Below are 13,169 nucleotides of genomic sequence, written 5' to 3' on the forward strand. Positions count from 1 at the left end.
TACTCGCCCCCGCTGTCGGCAGTGATGTCGTGTTTCGGGTCATCGCTGTGTGCGGTAGATGACGAACAGGATCAGACCGAGCCCGCTCAGTCTGGTCAGGTCCGTGACGATCCGGATCGTCTCTGTGCTGGCCCCCGTCGTGTTGCCCAGGATCAGGTTCACCACGAGCGGCACGCCGCTCAAGAGCAGGATGCCCGCAGCCATGCCCAGCAGCGCCGAGTCGTGGGTCCGCCGGTAGCTCTGGACGCCCTTGATCAGGATGATGATCGAGAGGACGACCGAGAGGACGAACCCCAGGAAGAACAGCAAGACGAGCAGCTGTCCCGGCGAGGCCGTCGACTGGAGTGGCGTCGACCCGCTCGCGGCGTGTGTGGCCAGTGGTGCGGTCGTCATTTGAGCCCCTCGAACAGTTCGGTGAAGCGGTCGGCCGCGTCGGGTTCACGGCGTTCGATGTCGATGCTGTACTCGCCGTCCGCCAGGTCGACCGTGACGCGGGACAGCTGTGCCCGGAACACGTCGTAGTGGTGGCCCTGTGGATCGAGCTGTTGCTGGGCGACGACGAGGTCCTGCTCGCGCAGCCGTTCGAGCCGGCGGTACACGGTCGGCGGCGAGGCGTCACAGGCGTCGGCCAGGTCCTCTGCCGACATCGGTTCCGTGCTCGTCGCGGCGAGGATCTCCCGTGCGTACTCGTCGTCGAGGAGTTCGGCGACAGTCTCGATCCCTGGCTCCTCGCTCATCAGTCACGTCGACGTAGCGAGTGACGGGGCGGTTCCAGACACGGTTCATATCCGTGATCGACGGGGGAGTATAAAAAACGGGCCGGCACAATTTCACGCCGGGAAGCTGTGGGCGGTGGTATTTTTATTCGGGGGCCAAAGGCGAAAACGGAATGACTACGCCATCGATGTCGCCGAACGTGCCCCGCAGGACGACCGATACGCCTTCCTCTCGACGCTCTCTGTCCGCCACTGGAGGTGCCCGATGAAGCGACTCCGATCGCTCTCGCTCGTCGCGATACTCCTCGTCGGGACCGTCGCACTCACCGTCGGTCCCGTGACGGGTGCCAGCACCGGGGTCGTCTCGATCAGTACGACCACGACACCGGACCAGCCCGCGCCGGGCGACACCGTGACGATCAGTACGACCGTCTCGAACCCGGCGGCGGCCAGCGACAACTACCAGCTTCGCTCGGTCGAAGTGCGCGAGACGACCGCCGACAACAGTACGCTGTACAACTCGACCGACGAGTCGAGCACGATCGAACCGGGCGAGTCGACGACGCGGGACCTCGGAGTCGACATCGAGGAACGGGGCGAACAGCAGTTCGTCCTCCACGTCCAGGTCCTCTCTGGTGGTGACGTGATCAACTTCGAGCGGAACGTGACCGTCACTGCCGGCGAGACCGACCCCGCGCTGTCGCTGTCCGGTGGCGCTGTCGGTGCCGACGGTGACGCGACCTTCGACCTCTCGGTTTCGAACGCGCGCACGGGACCGATCCGAGCGGTCACGGTCGATCTGTCCTCGACCGACCTGCAACTCGACGAAGACCGTCGCGTGGTCTCACAGCTGGACGCGGGGGCAGAGAGGACGCTGCAGTTCTCGGCGAGCGACGTCGAACCGGGCGAGAAGACGGTCGAAGCAGCCGTCTCGTACACGACCGACGACGGCGAGTTCAAGAGCGTCACCCGCGAGCTGACGACGACGGCCGACCGCGCCGAGAATCCCGGCGAAGTCTCGCTGAGCGGCGTCGAGGTGTCGGGTGCTGACGGCGAGTTGAAGGTCTCCGGACAGGCCAACAACGGCGGCGAGACGAACGTATCGGGAGTCACCGTCACCGTCGAAGACGGCAAGTACAGCCTCGGTGAGGCCCAGTCGACTGCGTTCGTCGGCTCTCTCGATGCCAGCAGTTCCACTGGGTTCGAACTCGATGCGACGGTCCCCGAGGGCGCGTCGACTGCCGCGATCCCGCTGACCGTCAACTACCGCCTCGACGGACGCGAGATCTCGCGCACGGTGACGGTACGGGAAGACTTCAGCGCGAGTGGCAACATCACGCTCACCGGCGTCCGGACCGAACAGGTCGGCAGTCAGCTCACGGTCCGTGGCAGCGCCAGCAACCTCGGGACCAGCAACGCCTCCGCCGTGACCGTCTCGGTCGGCCAGAACGAACTGATTCGGCCGGCCCAGTCCCAGTCGAGTTACTTCGTCGGCAACGTTCCACAGAGTGACTTCAAGTCCTTCCAGGTCGACGCCCGACTGATCGGCGACACCAACGAGACCGTCTCGGTGCCGGTCGAGGTCAGCTACCGGGTCAACGGCCAGCGGATCACCAAGACGACCACCGTCCCGTACACGCCGAGGGCTACCGGGGCCGCCGCGGAGCAACCGCAGCGCGACTCCTCGATGCCGATCGTGCTGATCGGCGGGATCGTGCTCGTCGTGGTGGCCGGCGGGCTCGCGTACCGACGATACCGATGAGCGTCATCAGCGCCACCGACGCGGTGAAGATCTACGAGTCCGGCGACAAGACGCTGCGGGCCCTCGACGGCGTCTCAGTCGACGTAAACGCCGGGGAGTTCGCGGCCGTCGTCGGCCCCAGCGGGAGCGGGAAGTCGACGCTGCTGAACCTGCTCGGCCTGCTCGACGAGCCCTCCGAGGGCAGCGTCACCGTCGACGGGACGGCACTGTCGACGCTCTCGAAGCGCGAACGGACGGACCTCAGACGCGAGACCGTCGGGTTCATCTTCCAGAGCTTCTACCTGGTGCCGACGCTGACCGCACGGCAGAACGTCGCCGTCCCCGGCCTCGTCCGCGACGATCGGTCGGACCTGCAGGCGCGGGCCGACGAACTACTCGAACGCGTCGGGCTGGGTGACCGACTCGACCACTACCCAAACGAGCTGTCCGGCGGGCAGAAACAGCGGGTGGCCGTCGCGCGGTCGCTGATCAACGACCCCGACATTCTGCTGGCCGACGAGCCGACGGGGAACCTCGACCAGGACACCGGCGCACAGGTACTGGACGTGTTCGGCGAGATCACCGACGAGGGCGTCGCGATCCTCACCGTCACCCACGACGAGCAGGTGACCGACTTCGCCGACCGGACGATCAGGCTCGTCGACGGGAGGTTAGATGATGATTGACAGCCCGCTCGCGCGGTTCTCGCCGTTCCTGGCCTTCGCTCGGAACAACCTCTCGCGGGCACGCGCTCGGACGATCCTCGCGATGGCGGGGATCACTATCGGCGTGGTCGCGATCGCCTCGCTGGGGATGTTCGGTGCCACGCTCGAACAGTCGTTCATGGGGACGGCCGACGACGCGATCCGAACCGTCGGCGTCGGCCCCGGCGAAGACTCGGAGTTCGGGTTGCTCCGTCGAGAACAGGTCGCCGAGATCGAACGCTACGCCGGCAACGGCGATGTCTACACGCTTTCCCGTGGAGGGGCGAGAGTGACCGGGTTACAGCAGACGACGAGCGCGCCGCTGGTGTCGGTCTCCGATCCAGAGGTGTTCGTCACCGCGGAATCGGGCCAGATCCCGCGGAACTGGCGTTCGGGTGTCGCGATCGGGAACGAACTGGCAGAGACGCTCGGAGTCCAACCCGGAGACAGCGTGCAGGTCAACGGCGAGAGCCGTCGGGTCGTCGCCGTGCTGGCCGAGTCAAGTCGCGCCTCGTTCGTCTCGACGGGCGATGCCGTCGTCCTGCCACCGGGTGAACTCGGTGACGGCGCGTCACAGGTTCTCATTCGCGCGGAGACGCCCCAGCAAGCGTTCGCCATCAGCGATCGGATCGACGAGAATCTCAACAGTGAGCGGCGCTCGCGATACAGCGTCTTCGACGCCGAGTCGGCCCTCGAACGGTTCAACCAGCAGATCGGCCTCATCCGGACGTTCCTGCTCGCGGTCGGGGGGATCTCGCTGCTGGTCGCGTCCGTGAGCATTCTCAACGTGATGCTCATGAGCACGATCGAGCGCAAAGAGGAGATCGGCGTCCTCCGGGCGGTCGGCTATCACCGCCTCGACATCGTCAAGCTGATGCTGTACGAAGCGGCGTTGCTGGGCGTCGTCGGCTCCATCTTCGGCGTGTTCATCAGTATCGGCCTGGGCATGGTGATGAACGCACAGTTGCTCTCGGACCCCCTCGCCTTCTCTGGGCAAGCCCTGCAGTACACGATGCTTGGCTTCCTCTTCGGGACGGGTGCCAGCTTCCTCAGCGGCCTCTATCCGGCCTGGAAGGCGGCCAACGCCCGGCCGGTCGAGGCACTCCGGGACTGACCGGTCGCCGTTGTGGGATTCGCGATTCCGGCGCGGCGACTCGGGACGGCTCCGGGTCCCTCTCGGTAACTATTTCTGGTGCCGTGTCGGAACTGTTGGCGATGGACGTTTCCCTCGCCACGCTGCTCGTCCGGCCGAGAGCGGCGTTCGAGGCGGCCGACGAGCGGCTCTCGCTGGTCCAGCCGCTCGTCCTCGTGTTCCTGGTCGGCGCGGGCAGCATCGCGACCGCGTTCCCTGTCTACGTCGCCCTGCAACGGGGGCTCTCGTCCGACATCGCGACCGTCGAGTTCGTCATCGGTGCCCAGACCGCACGGCTGCCGCTGTGGTTCGCCATCGGCACCGTGGGCGGGATCCTCCTCGTCCTCGTCGGCTGGGTCGTGACGACGGCACTGCTGCACGGGGCCGCGCGTCTCGCGGGTGGCCAGGGACGGTTCAGGCAGTTGTTGGCCTTCGTCGGCTGGTCTCACGCCCCCTACGCCGTCGTCTACCCGCTCGTCGCGCTCGTCGCGGCCTGGCAGCTGGCGGCGACCCCCGGTGCGACGCTGAACGGCGTCCTCCACGGCACCAGCGGCGTCGACGGGACGATGGTGACGTTCAACGGCCGCGGACTGATCGACGTGAGCTCGATCTCCTCTGTGGCGGTGACGCTGTGGATCGGCTACATCTGGATCGGCGCGCTCGACGCGACCTACGACCTCTCGCGGCGTCGTGCGACGGCGGTCGCCGCGGTCGCGACGGTCGTGATGCTGGTGGCGATCCAGCACCCGGTCTAGATCGGCTCGCCGAAGGCGTAGACGGTGTTGTGGCTGGTGATTTCACAGTCGACGAAGTCGCCGACCTTGAGGCCGCGGTCTCGGGCGTCGACGACGACGACCTGTCGGTACGCCTCGTCGTAGCCCACCAGCGACTCGTCGGTCCCGTCTTCGGTCAGGAGGACGCGTCGCTCCTCGCCGACCATCTCCTCGTAGGCGTCGCCGGTCACGTCCATCTTCAGCTCGGACATGGCCTTCGATCGATCCTTCTTCGTCTGGCCGCCGAGGCCCTTCATCTCGGCGGCGTCGGTGCCGGGACGCTTCGAGAAGCGCGTGACGTTGATCTTCTCCGGGCGGGTCTCGCGCAGCAGCGCCATCGACTGCTGGAAGTCCGACTCGGTCTCGCTGGGGAAGCCGACGATGAAGTCCGTCGACAGCGTCCAGTAGTCCAGGTGCTCGTCGAAGGTGTCGACGACCTCGACGTACTCGCCCACGGCGTGCTGGCGGCGCATGTCCGCGAGCACGTCGTCGCTCCCGCTCTGGACGGGCGCGTGCAAGAAGTTGTACAGCTCGTCGTGCTCGGCGAAGACGCGGGCCAGCTCCTCGCGGACGCCGTGGACCCCCTTCGGGTTGGCCATCCCCACGCGGACCCGGAAGTCGCCGTCGATCTCGGTGCAGATCCGCTCCAAAAGCTCGGGCAGCAGGCTCTCGCCCTGGTTCGTGTCCCAGCCGTAGACGCCGGTGTCCTGGCCCGTGATGCGGATCTCCTTCGCACCGGCATGCACCAGCGCTCGGGCCTTCTCGACGTTTTCCTCGACCGACGGGGACTCGATTCGGCCGGTCGCCTGCTTGGTGATACAGTACGAACAGTCTGACATACAGCCACGCGCGATCGGCAGGATGCCGACGACGCCGTCGAGGACGGTCTCCGTGTCGGGCGTGACCGTCGGGCACTCGCCGTTGAGGACGTGCTGGGGCACGTCGTCCCAGTGGAGGACCTCGGCGTCCACGTCGGCCGCGCGGAACTCCTCGCCCTGTGCCAGCGCCATACAGCCGGTGACGACCAGGTCGCCGGGGGTCTCGGCGTCGAGTTCCTCGGCCCGTCGAAGCATGTTCCGCTCGGTCTTTTCGAGGACGGTACAGGTGTTGAGGATCGCCACGTCGGCCTCCTCGGGTCCCTCGGCGGGGTAGTGGCCACCCTCTCGGAGGGCCTGCTCGATCTCCTGGGTCTCGCCGCGGTTCGACGTACACCCGTACGTCTCGATGTGATACTGGGCCATGCGCTGCGTTGTCTCTGTCTTGTCCCTCGTGGCCAAAAGCACGACGGAATCGTTCTCGCAACAGTCGGTGTCGAGGCGGACAAGATTTCCCCGGAGCGAGCCGAGGGCTTTCGAGGACCGCACTACGTGAGTGTTCGGTACAGTGGCTGTCGGCGTGGTAGCGACAGCAGTCGGCGGAGAATCATCTCGATTTGCTAGCGCATCTCGTCTAACGCACGCACGGTGTCTGACATCAGCCAGGCGTCGTCGCTCTGTTCGTCTTCGATCGAGAGGGCGAAAAACGAGTCGCGGCCGTCGTCGAGCGTGATGTGGTATCCGTGACTCGTCAGTTCGTCGTCGCGAGCGGGTGTCTGTTCGGCGTCGGTCACGGGCGGCCTAGCCGGTCACGAGGGAAAACACTCTCGGTCGTGAAAACGGCAGCTAGAGACTCTCAAACGCACGTATGGAAGTGGCCGCCGTCGGCCAGTTTCCGCCCGACCAGGCGGTGAACCTTGCTCACCGCACCGTGTACCCGCCGTCGATCAGCACCGACGAGCCGGTCACGTACCACGAGGCCTCGCTGGCGAGATAGACCACCAGCGGTGCGATGTCTTCGGGGCGGGCCATCTCGTCGAGGAGCATCTCCTCTTTCCACAGCGCTTCCAGATCGGGGTCCTCGCGCAGCGCCTCGTCGACGGGGTCGGTGCGGACGTAGCCCGGCGCGACGGCGTTGACGCGGATGCCGTCGTCGGCCCACTCCGAGGCCAGCTGTCGCGTGAACGAATCGATAGCACCCTTCGTCGCGTTGTACGCGACCTGGTGCTGGGGGTAGTTGGCGACGCGGGCCGACATCGACGAGAGGTTGACGATCGAGCCGACGCCGCCGCGGGCGCTCTCGTCGCTCTGATCGGCGGCGTCGAGCATCGCGCGGCCGGCGTGTTTCGCACAGCGGAAGGTCCCGGTGAGGTTCACGTCGACGACGCGCTGGAACTGCTCGACGGTCATCTCCTCGGCGGGCGCGTGGACGGTGATGCCGGCGTTGTTCACGAGCACGTCCAGCCCGCCGAACGCCTCGACCGTCGCCTCGACCAGCGCCTCGACCTGCGCTTCGTCGGTCACGTCGGCCTCGTAGGCTCGCACGGTCGCGTCGGTCGCGGCCTCGATCTCCTCGGCCGCCCGCCGGCCGCTCTCGGCGTCGCGGTTGCCGATCGCTACGTCGGCTCCGGCTTCTGCCAGCGCCTGCGCGATGGCTCGGCCGATCCCGCGGTTGCCGCCGGTGACGATCGCCGTCTGTCCGTCGAGGCGGAAGCGATCGAGGACGGTCACTGGTCGCTCGCACCGCCCTCGGCGGCCCGCCACTCTTCGGCGATCGTCACGCCACTCGACGCACCGATGCGCTCGGCTCCGGCGTCGAACATGGCCTTCGCTCGCTCCCACGAGCCGACGCCGCCACTGGCCTTGACCGGCCGGTACTGACTCAACAGCTCCACGTCGGCGACCGTCGCGCCACCGTCGGAGAAGCCCGTCGCCGTCTTGCAGAACTCGGCATCGGCCTCCGCGACGATCTCACCGGCGCGGTGCTTCTCGGCGTCGGTCAACAGCGGGGCCTCGACGATCACCTTCACCGGGACCGGCACGGTCGCGACCACTTCCGCGATCGTCTCGGCGACGGCCGCGTCGGCACCGGCCTTCAGCTGGCCGATATTACAGACCATATCGATCTCGTCGGCACCGTCGTCCCACGCCTGTTTGGCCGCCGCCGCGACGGCGTTGGTCGCGCCCTGGCCGTGAGGAAAGTTCACGACCGTGCTGAGCGCCACGTCCGCGTACTCGTCGGCCCGTGCGACGTAACACGGTGGGATGCAGGCTCGCAGTCCGTGTTCGGTCGCGTCGTCGAGCACTGCCTGTACGTCGGCCCACCGCGTCGTCGGTCCCAGCACCGTGTGTTCGATGCGTTCGGGGACGGAGTCCATGGTCACCCATTGGCGGGTCGATACGTAAGCCTCTCGGCGACGGCGCGGTCCCGAGCGACCGATCACCGGAGGTCGGAACACTTTCGCCCCTCGGCGACGGTTGGCGGGATATGCAGATCCTACCGACGAGCTTCGCGCTGCCGCCGCTCCCGTATCTCGTCGTCCTGCTCGGTGGGGCCGGGCTGGTGACGGCACTGCTCTCGGCCGCGGAACCCGAGATCGACCAGCGGGCAGTGGTGTCCCTGCTGCCGTGGATGGCCATCGGTGGTGCCTTCCACGCCTTCGAGCAGTTGGGGCTGTACCCGCCCCTGTACGAACCGCTGTTCGGGACGCCAGCAGTGTACCTGACGACCTTCCTCCTGACAGGCGGCGTCTGGCTCGCTCTCCAGGCCGTCGGCATCGTCCGGGGCAACGAAGACACCGTCGTCCGCAATCTCGGACTGGTCGGGACGGCGATCTTCGTCGTGCTGGTCGTCGTCCGCATCTGGCAGTCGATCGCACAGCCGACGTTCTCGCCGGTGTGGCCGGCGGTGTCGCTGATCGTCGCGCTGGTAGTGACGGCGCTGGTGGTACTGGCGATCAGCCTGTGGCGCACGCCCGTGTTCGTCCGGACGCGGTACGCGGGTCCGGTCGTCGTCTTCGCCCACGCGCTCGACGGCGTCTCGACGGCGGTCGGTGCCGACGTAGTCGGAGCCAGCGAACAGTCGCCGCTGCCGCGTCTGATCATGGAGTTCGCCGGCCAGCTCCCGACGGCCGACCTGCTCGGGGTCGGGTGGCTGTTCCTGCTGGTGAAGCTGGTGATCGCGGCGGCGATCGTCGTCTCGTTCAATCGCTATCTGGCTGACGAGCCCGCCGAGGGCGCGCTCGTGTTCTCGCTCATCGCCGCGGTCGGAATGGGGCCGGCCACCAACAATCTGTTCCTGTTCCTGGCACCGGCGTTCTGACGGCGTCGTCGGCCCGCGCGAGGATCGCTCAGTCCCCTGCCGCTCGGAAGCGAGGGGTCGCTCTGCGAGGAGACGCCAGCCCAGACTATCGGGCGTCCATCTGTGAGCATCTCGCCACGGGGTGGCGCGCTTCACGAAGTTACAGCCGACGGTCTCGTACGGACGGGTGTCGTTGCGTACCGGTGAGCGGTGGGACGGGTAGACGCTCATCGGCACCTCGCGACAACTGTCCGTGTCAGGCAGTCTCGGCCAGCTTCACCTCTTCGAGTTCGACCCCTTCGTGTCCGTCCTCTGTCGCCAGCTCTTTGGCGGCCTGAATCGCCTCGCCGGGGCGCTTCAGATCGCCGTCGACGTGGTAGACTGTCGGTTCGCTCTCCGCGTCGACGCTGAGGTGGACTTCGAGCTGTGGCATAGCCGTACCTTCATACTCACAGACATTATCTGTTTGGGTCGAGCCGAAGCACGGCTATTTTAGTCGCTGTCGTCCCTCCCGACAGACATGGCAAAGCAACCCCACCTGCTCGTCGAGGACGGCGATCTGAGCGACATCGCGCTCGTTCCCGGCGATCCGGGCCGCGTCGACCGGATCGCCGCCCAGTGTGACGAGGCGACGACGGTCGCCCGGAACCGCGAGTACAAGGTCGTCAACGCGACCTACGACGGTCGGGAACTGACGATCTGTTCGACCGGCATCGGCTCGCCGTCGGCGGCGATCGCGATCGAGGAACTCCACGCCGTCGGAGTCGAGACGGTCATCCGGGTCGGCACGACGGGCGCGCTCCAGTCCGGCATCGAGATCGGCGACATGGTCGTCGCCACGGGAGCAGCCAAAGACGAGGGGACGACCGAGCGATACGAGGCCGAGACGGTACCGGCCGTGCCCGACTACGCGGTGCTGTCGGCGCTGGTCGAGGCCGCGGAGGCCAACGACGAGTCCGTCCACGTCGGTCCGATCGCGACGGACGACGCCTTCTACGCCGAGACCGACGAGTACGTCGCGGCGTGGGAAGCGGCGGGCCTGCTGGCCGTCGAGATGGAGGCCGCCGCGCTGTTCTCGCTGGCCCGGCGCAAGGGGATGGCCGCTGGCGCGATCTGTACGGTCGACGGCAACCTCGTCGAGGGGGCCCAGAAAGGCGAGACCGACGACGAGGAACTGCCCGAGAAGGCGAAGAACAACGTCGAGCGAGCGATCACGCTGGCACTGGAGACGGCCGCGTCGCTGTAGCCGACACGCTCATGTCGGCGGCGCGGCAGTGACCGATATGCGCGACCGCCTCGGGCGGGCGATTCGGACGACCGTCGAGCGAGTCCGCGGGCTCCAGCGCCGCGAGCGCCACGAGTTTCGCGCCTGGCTGGAGCGGACGTCGACGATTGTCCACCTCTCCGTGCTGGTCTTCGTCCCGCTGTCGATCGGGCTGGTCACCTACCTCTCGAACACGCTCGAGGCGCTCTCTTTCCTGCTGTTCCCGCCGCTGGCCTCCGGTGCGTACACGCTCTTTGCCAACCCGGACGGCGAGTACGCGAACCCCGCGCAGTTCGTCGGCGGGCTGACGATCGGCGCAGGCTGTGGCTGGGCCGGCCTGGCCGTCTCGAACCGGGTGGTCGGTGCGGCGGCGACATTGGAAGTGACGGCCGTCTCCGCTGCCCTGGCCGTGTTGCTCGTCGGTGCGGCCACGTGGTCGATCGGCCTCGAAGAGCCGGCGGCGTACTCGACGGCGCTGCTTGGGTTGCTCGTCCCCTCGGGCCAGCAACCGGCCTTTCTCGGGAGCGTCTTCGTCGCGAGCCTGCTCGTCGCGAGCGTCTTCGTCGTCTGGCGACGGGAGTTCTACGAACAGCGCGCGACGGTGCTGTACCAGTCGGTCAAGGGCGACGATCATGTCCTCGTCCCGATGTACGGCGAGCAGGCGGACGCGACGGCGATGCTGGGCGGCGAGATCGCCAGCGCGCACGACGCGGGCAAGGTGGTGTTGCTCGACGTGGTCGACGACGAACAGCTGGCACGCGCCGAACGAGACCTGCTGGACGAACACGAGGCCGGCGACTCGGCCGCCGCTGGGTCGGACTCCGAAGAGGCGTTGTGGGACGCCGTCGACCGGTCGGCCGTCGCCGACACGGTCGGCCGACTGGAGACGCGGGCCCACCGCATCGAGACGGCCGCCGGTGTTCCCTGTGAGGTCGTCGTCGCCGTCGAGAGCGGGTCGCTGGGCCGGACGATCCTCGCGACGGCGACCGAGACGAACTGCGATCTCGTCGCCGCTCCCTACGCCAAGCACCGCGGTCGGCTCGCCCCGTTCGTCCACGAACTGTTCCGGAGCGACGTGGACGTGCTAGTCCACCGCTCGGCCGACGGCGCGACCCAGTGGGGGCGGGCACTGGTCCCCGTCCGGCGGGCCAGCGACGTGGCCCACAGCATGATCGACTTCGCGCTCCGGCTCACCGGGGCCACGGGCGAGGTCGCCGTCTGTACCTGTATCGGTCCGTCGGACAACCGGCGACGCGCCGAGTCGATGCTGTCGAACCTCGCGAACGGCTTCACGGCACCCATCGAAACGCGCGTCGCCAGACAGGACATCGTCCCCTTCCTGCGCCGGACGGCACCCGCCTACGATCTCGTCCTCATCGGTGCCAGCCGCGACCGAAGCGCCGCTTCTCGGTTCGTCGCGCCGCCGACCTTCGAGAGCATCGCCGAGATGGACACCGACGTGGCCATCGTGGACCGCGGCTAGAGTTCGTCGTCGAGAATCCGGTCCGCGAGTGACTCGGAGTCTTCGTCACCGAGCGCCGACTCGACCAGCAGGTGACCGCCGATGGCTGCGGGACTGATCACCACGTCCGCGCCCGCTCGCTTGAGCTTCGCGACGTTCTCGCGGTCGGTCGCGGCGGCGACGATCCGGACACTGGGGTTGAGCTGTCTGGCCGTCAGGATCGCCAGCGCGTCCTGTGCGTCGTCGTTGGTCGCCGCCATCACCGCCTGGGCGCGTTCGATACCGGCCCGATGCAGCGGCTCCTCGTCGCTGGGATCGGCCGTCAACACCGGGATGTCCCGGTGTTGGAGCGTCGCGGCGTCGTCCGGGTCGCTCGTCACGACCACGAACTCGACCGCACCGGACAGTTCGTCGAGAATCGGTTCGCTCAGGTCGCCGTAGCCAAGGACCAGTACGTGGTCTTCGAGCAAGTCGAGTTGTGATTCGGTCATGGTTCCGAGTGCCTTCGTGATGCGGCTCTGGATCGCTGGCCCCAACACCGACCCCAGCGCCAGCGCGAAACTGGACGTGCCGAGTACGACCACCGACATGGTGAACAGCTTCGCGGCCTGAGACTGGGGGTCGGGAGAGATGTCGCCGTAGCCGACGGTACTCGAGGTAACGATGGCGAAGTACAGTGCGTCGGTCAGCGTCGAGACGCCGTCGAACTGCTCGCGTAGCGCGTACGTACCGGTGGTGATGTACACTTGCCCACCGATTAGTGCCGCGATCGCGGCCTGCTGGGTCGTCGAGACGTCGAGCGCCCGGTCGAACAGCCGTCGGTTGATCAGCACTGCCGGCAGCGCGAGGATCGAGAGGACGACCAGCGGGAGCGAGACCGGCAAATCGGTCCCCAGGTACGGCAGGTCGACGACCCCCTGTAGCAACCCCTGGACGGCCGACAGCGGCAACAACAGGACCGTCGCGTACCAGCCTGCACGATACCGTCGCCGCAGCCCGGTGACGGCAAAGAGGAGCAGAAAGCCCGTGAGTGCGCCGGTGAATCCGACCGTCTGGCTCACGACCGTCGGGAGATGCTCGGCGAGGGGTCCCGAGGGACGCCGTGCGCTGATGTTCGCCACCCCCGTCACGAACGAGAGCGCGGCGACGAGCGTCGGCAACAGCAGGACTGCGCGCACGCCGAGCACGTCGCGAACGTCGTCCATACCACGTTGCTCGCGTCGGCGCGAGTAAAGCTTGTCTTCTCTCCGCCCGCGCCGAT

The 13,169-nt window shown here is 67.4% G+C and carries 15 protein-coding genes; 7 read left to right on the forward strand and 8 right to left on the reverse strand.

Annotation, left to right across the window (positions count from 1 at the left end):
* Positions 1–39: 39 nt before the first annotated feature.
* The gene (locus AC5FRZ_RS04760; RefSeq protein WP_153552687.1) at positions 40–393 is read right to left on the reverse strand and encodes a hypothetical protein; all 354 of its coding nucleotides are present in this window, start codon (positions 391–393) and stop codon (positions 40–42) included.
* The gene (locus AC5FRZ_RS04765; RefSeq protein WP_170093614.1) at positions 390–737 is read right to left on the reverse strand and encodes a winged helix-turn-helix domain-containing protein; all 348 of its coding nucleotides are present in this window, start codon (positions 735–737) and stop codon (positions 390–392) included. Before AC5FRZ_RS04765 ends, AC5FRZ_RS04760 begins: the two co-directional genes overlap by 4 nt.
* Positions 738–981: 244 nt before the next feature.
* Between AC5FRZ_RS04765 and AC5FRZ_RS04770 the strand changes: the two genes are divergently transcribed.
* The 4 genes from AC5FRZ_RS04770 (at position 982) to AC5FRZ_RS04785 (ending at position 5,048) form a co-directional block, all read left to right on the forward strand.
* Positions 982–2,478 (forward strand): COG1361 family protein, encoded by a 1,497-nt coding sequence (locus AC5FRZ_RS04770; RefSeq protein ID WP_493564023.1) that lies wholly within the window; start codon positions 982–984, stop codon positions 2,476–2,478.
* On the forward strand, positions 2,475–3,143 hold the full coding sequence (locus AC5FRZ_RS04775; RefSeq protein WP_153552684.1) for an ABC transporter ATP-binding protein: 669 nt from the start codon (positions 2,475–2,477) through the stop codon (positions 3,141–3,143). Before AC5FRZ_RS04770 ends, AC5FRZ_RS04775 begins: the two co-directional genes overlap by 4 nt.
* Positions 3,133–4,275, forward strand: coding sequence for an ABC transporter permease (locus AC5FRZ_RS04780; protein ID WP_493564024.1), 1,143 nt, complete (start codon positions 3,133–3,135; stop codon positions 4,273–4,275). The genes AC5FRZ_RS04775 and AC5FRZ_RS04780 overlap by 11 nt, the downstream gene beginning before the upstream one ends.
* A 101-nt stretch (positions 4,276–4,376) precedes the next feature.
* Complete coding sequence (locus AC5FRZ_RS04785) at positions 4,377–5,048, forward strand: Yip1 family protein (protein ID WP_493564025.1); 672 nt, start codon at positions 4,377–4,379, stop codon at positions 5,046–5,048.
* Here the strand turns inward: AC5FRZ_RS04785 and AC5FRZ_RS04790 are convergent.
* The 4 genes from AC5FRZ_RS04790 to deoC all read right to left on the reverse strand — a co-directional run bounded on the left by AC5FRZ_RS04790 (position 5,045) and on the right by deoC (position 8,259).
* Positions 5,045–6,307 carry a tRNA (N(6)-L-threonylcarbamoyladenosine(37)-C(2))-methylthiotransferase gene (locus AC5FRZ_RS04790; RefSeq protein WP_153552681.1) on the reverse strand — a complete coding sequence of 421 codons (1,263 nt, stop codon included), beginning with the start codon at positions 6,305–6,307 and terminating at the stop codon, positions 5,045–5,047. The two genes, AC5FRZ_RS04785 and AC5FRZ_RS04790, sit on opposite strands and share 4 nt — an antisense overlap.
* A gap of 194 nt (positions 6,308–6,501) precedes the next feature.
* Positions 6,502–6,675, reverse strand: coding sequence for a hypothetical protein (locus tag AC5FRZ_RS04795; RefSeq protein ID WP_015762482.1), 174 nt, complete (start codon positions 6,673–6,675; stop codon positions 6,502–6,504).
* A 127-nt stretch (positions 6,676–6,802) separates the two neighbouring features.
* Positions 6,803–7,612, reverse strand: coding sequence for a glucose 1-dehydrogenase (locus AC5FRZ_RS04800; RefSeq protein ID WP_170093617.1), 810 nt, complete (start codon positions 7,610–7,612; stop codon positions 6,803–6,805).
* Positions 7,609–8,259, reverse strand: a complete 651-nt coding sequence (gene deoC / locus AC5FRZ_RS04805; RefSeq protein WP_493564026.1) for a deoxyribose-phosphate aldolase — start codon at positions 8,257–8,259, stop codon at positions 7,609–7,611. The genes AC5FRZ_RS04800 and deoC overlap by 4 nt, the downstream gene beginning before the upstream one ends.
* A 110-nt stretch (positions 8,260–8,369) precedes the next feature.
* Here deoC and AC5FRZ_RS04810 point away from each other — a divergent pair, with 110 nt between their 5' ends.
* Positions 8,370–9,203 (forward strand): DUF63 family protein, encoded by an 834-nt coding sequence (locus tag AC5FRZ_RS04810; protein ID WP_153552678.1) that lies wholly within the window; start codon positions 8,370–8,372, stop codon positions 9,201–9,203.
* 235 nt (positions 9,204–9,438) lie between these two features.
* Here AC5FRZ_RS04810 and AC5FRZ_RS04815 read toward each other — a convergent pair whose 3' ends face one another.
* Positions 9,439–9,615 (reverse strand): hypothetical protein, encoded by a 177-nt coding sequence (locus AC5FRZ_RS04815; protein WP_170093619.1) that lies wholly within the window; start codon positions 9,613–9,615, stop codon positions 9,439–9,441.
* 87 nt (positions 9,616–9,702) lie between these two features.
* Between AC5FRZ_RS04815 and AC5FRZ_RS04820 the strand changes: the two genes are divergently transcribed.
* Positions 9,703–10,428, forward strand: coding sequence for a nucleoside phosphorylase (locus AC5FRZ_RS04820; RefSeq protein ID WP_493564027.1), 726 nt, complete (start codon positions 9,703–9,705; stop codon positions 10,426–10,428).
* A 37-nt stretch (positions 10,429–10,465) separates the two neighbouring features.
* Positions 10,466–11,929 carry an HPP family protein gene (locus tag AC5FRZ_RS04825; RefSeq protein ID WP_170093621.1) on the forward strand — a complete coding sequence of 488 codons (1,464 nt, stop codon included), beginning with the start codon at positions 10,466–10,468 and terminating at the stop codon, positions 11,927–11,929.
* Here the strand turns inward: AC5FRZ_RS04825 and AC5FRZ_RS04830 are convergent.
* Positions 11,926–13,113 carry an NAD-binding protein gene (locus tag AC5FRZ_RS04830; protein ID WP_170093622.1) on the reverse strand — a complete coding sequence of 396 codons (1,188 nt, stop codon included), beginning with the start codon at positions 13,111–13,113 and terminating at the stop codon, positions 11,926–11,928. The two genes, AC5FRZ_RS04825 and AC5FRZ_RS04830, sit on opposite strands and share 4 nt — an antisense overlap.
* Positions 13,114–13,169 lie beyond the last annotated feature (56 nt).

The organism is Halomicrobium sp. HArcht1-1 (genome assembly GCF_058933285.1).

What these genes read in the sequence shown, in the direction of transcription:
- AC5FRZ_RS04760 (WP_153552687.1), bottom strand. Translation starts at nt 393, where the DNA reads ATGACGACCGCACCACTGGCCACACACGCCGCGAGCGGGTCGACGCCA.
- AC5FRZ_RS04765 (WP_170093614.1), bottom strand. Translation starts at nt 737, where the DNA reads ATGAGCGAGGAGCCAGGGATCGAGACTGTCGCCGAACTCCTCGACGAC.
- AC5FRZ_RS04770 (WP_493564023.1), top strand. Translation starts at nt 982, where the DNA reads ATGAAGCGACTCCGATCGCTCTCGCTCGTCGCGATACTCCTCGTCGGG.
- AC5FRZ_RS04775 (WP_153552684.1), top strand. Translation starts at nt 2,475, where the DNA reads ATGAGCGTCATCAGCGCCACCGACGCGGTGAAGATCTACGAGTCCGGC.
- AC5FRZ_RS04780 (WP_493564024.1), top strand. Translation starts at nt 3,133, where the DNA reads ATGATGATTGACAGCCCGCTCGCGCGGTTCTCGCCGTTCCTGGCCTTC.
- AC5FRZ_RS04785 (WP_493564025.1), top strand. Translation starts at nt 4,377, where the DNA reads ATGGACGTTTCCCTCGCCACGCTGCTCGTCCGGCCGAGAGCGGCGTTC.
- AC5FRZ_RS04790 (WP_153552681.1), bottom strand. Translation starts at nt 6,307, where the DNA reads ATGGCCCAGTATCACATCGAGACGTACGGGTGTACGTCGAACCGCGGC.
- deoC (WP_493564026.1), bottom strand. Translation starts at nt 8,259, where the DNA reads ATGGACTCCGTCCCCGAACGCATCGAACACACGGTGCTGGGACCGACG.
- AC5FRZ_RS04810 (WP_153552678.1), top strand. Translation starts at nt 8,370, where the DNA reads ATGCAGATCCTACCGACGAGCTTCGCGCTGCCGCCGCTCCCGTATCTC.
- AC5FRZ_RS04815 (WP_170093619.1), bottom strand. Translation starts at nt 9,615, where the DNA reads ATGCCACAGCTCGAAGTCCACCTCAGCGTCGACGCGGAGAGCGAACCG.
- AC5FRZ_RS04820 (WP_493564027.1), top strand. Translation starts at nt 9,703, where the DNA reads ATGGCAAAGCAACCCCACCTGCTCGTCGAGGACGGCGATCTGAGCGAC.
- AC5FRZ_RS04825 (WP_170093621.1), top strand. Translation starts at nt 10,466, where the DNA reads ATGCGCGACCGCCTCGGGCGGGCGATTCGGACGACCGTCGAGCGAGTC.
- AC5FRZ_RS04830 (WP_170093622.1), bottom strand. Translation starts at nt 13,113, where the DNA reads ATGGACGACGTTCGCGACGTGCTCGGCGTGCGCGCAGTCCTGCTGTTG.